This window comes from Cellulomonas septica (genome assembly GCF_012396155.1).
Lineage (GTDB): Bacteria > Actinomycetota > Actinomycetes > Actinomycetales > Cellulomonadaceae > Cellulomonas > Cellulomonas septica.
This window is the reverse complement of record NZ_JAAXOY010000377.1, coordinates 1-3,486: the sequence shown is the minus strand read 5'-3', so window position 1 is coordinate 3,486 and position 3,486 is coordinate 1. Positions and strand designations below refer to the sequence as shown.

Genomic DNA, 3,486 nt, shown 5'->3' with positions numbered 1-3,486 from the left:
GTGAGGACCCCGAGACCCGCGGTCAGCGCGACGTAGCCGCGTGCGCTGCGCGCGTACCGCAGGAGCCGGGGGTCGAGCGGGCGCACGTCAGCGCGGCTCCGCGTCGTCGGCGGGCACGTCGTCCTCGCGCCCCGCGCCGACCGACGCCGGGACCTGCTCGCGGGACCTCGCGAACGTGAGGCCTGTGTGCGCGGGGATGTGGGCGCCGCTGATCCGCTTGCGGAACACCCAGTACGTCCAGCCCTGGTAGAGCAGCACGAGCGGCGTGAGGAACACCGCAACCCACGTCATGACGGTGAGCGTGTAGTCGGTGGACGACGCGTTGTCGACGGTGAGCGAGTTCGCCGGGTCGAGCGCGGGCATCACGTCGGGGTACATCGACCCGAAGATCAGCACGACGACGGCGACGATCGCGACGGCGGACGCGACGAACGCCTGCCCCTCGCGCCGCGCCCGCGTGGCGACGACGAGGGCGACGAGCGCGAGCGCCGCGACGACGACCGCGACCCAGGTCCACGCGACCGAGTACGCGAGCTGCGCCCAGACCGCCCACACCGCCCCGACGGCGAGCGTCGCGACGGACGACTTCGCGGCGAACGCGCCGGCACGCGCCCGCACGGCGCCGTCGGACTTGAGCGCGAGGAACACGGCGCCGTGCGTGAGGAAGACGAGCGCGGTGAGCGCGCCGCCGAGCAGCGCGAACGGGTTGAGGAGCGCGAAGAACCCGCCGACGTACTGGTGGTCGGCGTCGAGCTCGACGCCCCGGACCAGGTTCGCGAACGCGACGCCCCACAGCACGGCCGGCACCCACGACCCGACGATGAGCGCACGGTCGGCCCAGGCGCGCCAGCGGTCGTCGTCGATCTTGCCGCGCCACTCGAACGCGACGACGCGGACGATGAGCGCGAGCAGGATCAGCAGCAGCGGCAGGTAGAAGCCGGAGAACAGGGTCGCGTACCACTCGGGGAAGGCCGCGAACGTCGCACCGCCCGCGGTGAGCAGCCACACCTCGTTGCCGTCCCAGACGGGCCCGATCGTGTTGATCATGACGCGGCGGTCGCGGTCCTTCGCCGCGCGGTCGCCCCGGTTCAGGATGCCGAGCAGCGTCCCGACGCCGAAGTCGAACCCCTCGAGCAGCAGGTAGCCGGTCCAGAGCACGGCGATGAGCAGGAACCAGACGGTCGACAGCTCCATGGTCGTGGGCTCCCGTTCTCAGTACGCGAAGGACAGCGGACGGTCGGTCGACTCGTCGTCCGGGTCCGGTCGGTTGGCGGGGTTGTCGGGGCTCGGGTCCTTCTCGCTCGCGGCGACGCCCTCGATCGCGTACCGGTGCATGAGCCGGAACCAGACGACGGCGAGCACGCCGTACAGGGCGGTGAACGCGATCAGCGAGGTGAGGATCGTGCCCGGGCCGGTGACGGTCGAGACGCCGCGCGCGGTGAGCAGCCAGACGCCGTCGACGCCCGACGGGTTGGGGTTGGGCGCGACGACCCACGGCTGGCGGCCCATCTCGGTGAAGATCCAGCCGAACGCCGACGCGAGGAACGGCGTGGCGAGTGCCGCGACCGCGAGCCGGGAGACCCACACGTTCCCGGTGACGCGGCCCTTGCGGGTGACCCACAGGGCGACGAGCGCGAGCGCCGCCGACCCGACGCCGAAGCCGATCATCAGGCGGAACGACCAGTAGGTCACCGCGAGGTTGGGCTGGTACGAGATCGGCTGGCCGTCCGCATCCGTGAACCCGTACTTCTCCTCGTACTGGGCCTGGAGGTCCTCGACGCCCGGGAGCGGCTCGGTGAACGAGCCCGACGCGAGGAACGACGTCAGGCCGGGGATCTCGATGAGGTGCTGCACGCCCTCGCACGAGTCCGACAGGTCGCCGATCGCGAGGATGGAGAACGGTGCGCCGCCCTCGGTCGTCTCGCACAGCGCCTCGGCGGCCGACATCTTCATCGGCTGCTGGTCGAACATGAGCTTGGCCTGCGCGTCCCCGCTGACGGCGACGACCAGGCCCGCGACGAGCATCGTGACCACGCCGAGCAGGACGGCCGGGCGGTAGACGTCGCGCGCCTCGTCCGCACGGTCCGCCCGGACGAGCTTGACCATCCACCAGGCGGCGATGCCCGCGACGAACGTGCCGGCGGTGAGGAACGCGGCGCTGATGGTGTGCGGGAACGCGGCGAGCAGCGTGTTGTTGCTGAGGATCGCGCCGATGTCCGTCATCTCCGCGCGGCCCGTCTCCGGGTTGTACGTCGACCCGACCGGGTGCTGCATCCACGAGTTCGCCGCGAGGATGAAGTACGCGGACAGGTTGGTCGCGATCGCGACGGCCCAGATGCACGCGAGGTGGATCTTCTTCGGCAGCTTGTCCCACCCGAAGATCCACAGGCCCAGGAACGTCGACTCGACGAAGAACGCGGCGAGCGCCTCCATCGCGAGGGGTGCGCCGAACACGTCGCCGACGAAGCGCGAGTACTCCGACCACGCCATCCCGAACTGGAACTCCTGCACGATGCCCGTGGCGACACCGATCGCGAAGTTGATCAGCAGGAGCTTGCCGAAGAACTTGGTGAGCCGCAGCCACCGCTCGTTCCCGGTCCGGACCCACGCCGTCTGCATGATGGCGACCAGCGGCGCGAGGCCGATCGTCAGCGGCACGAAGATGAAGTGGTAGACGGTCGTGATGCCGAACTGCCAGCGGGCGAGATCGAGGGCGTCCACGTGGGTTCTCCGTGCTGTGCGGACCGGACAGGCGGGCAGGTCGCACGGAGGACGCCTCGGCGGGTGCCCGGCCTGTGGACCTGGGGGAACGCTAAGAAGCACCCCCAGTCTGCTCCTGGGACCAAGGTCCCGTGTAGTGACGGGGCGTCGTGAAACACGGACCGGAGGTGTCCGGCGTCACTCGCCCGCCGCCGCGCCGACGGTCGTGCCGCGCTCGCGGGAGGCCCCTGTGCGATACTGACCACGGTTCCGGCCGCGCCCACACCGTGGACGGACCCTTGAGCTCGCAGCACCAGCGCGCATCGCGCGCCAGTCCGCCGCTCGGCCGTGCCGCTCCATCCGGGAGCGCGCCGCCGGTGCAGGCGACGGCGCCGGCCCAGGTGCAGCAGCCACGACCGACGACTTCCGTCGCCGCGCCGAGGGCGTGCGTGACGACCGACCGACCGAGGACCGCGCGTGTGGGGCGGGGCTCTGCGGTACCCAGGAGCACCACGCGTGACCCCCGAGAACACTCCCGAGAACGCAGACGCCACGACGACGTCCGGGGGTGAGTCCGCGCCGAAGGCGCGGCGCCGCCGGGCGACACGCACGACCGCTGCCGCCCCCGTCGTCCAGCAGACGACCGACGCCCCCGCCGGTGACGGAGAGGAGCTGCAGCTTCTCGTACGTCTCCGAGCCCGGGACGGCCGTGTAGACGAGCAGCGAGTGCGACTGGCCGGGGTCGATCAGCGTCTGGCAGGTGAGCTCGAGGGTCCCGAGCTCGGC

The 3,486-nt window shown here is 71.4% G+C and carries 2 protein-coding genes and 1 pseudogene; all 3 read right to left on the bottom strand.

Features of this window, described 5'->3' with window-relative positions; translation table 11 throughout:
- Positions 1 to 87 precede the first annotated feature (87 nt).
- Positions 88 to 1,194, bottom strand: coding sequence for a cytochrome d ubiquinol oxidase subunit II (gene cydB / locus HGA02_RS13515; RefSeq protein ID WP_246247782.1), 1,107 nt, complete (start codon positions 1,192 to 1,194; stop codon positions 88 to 90).
- Positions 1,195 to 1,212: 18 nt separating this feature from the next.
- Complete coding sequence (locus HGA02_RS13510; RefSeq protein WP_168679442.1) at positions 1,213 to 2,721, bottom strand: cytochrome ubiquinol oxidase subunit I; 1,509 nt, start codon at positions 2,719 to 2,721, stop codon at positions 1,213 to 1,215.
- Positions 2,722 to 3,354: 633 nt separating this feature from the next.
- A pseudogene (locus tag HGA02_RS21010) lies at positions 3,355 to 3,486 on the bottom strand (MmyB family transcriptional regulator); the annotation flags it as partial.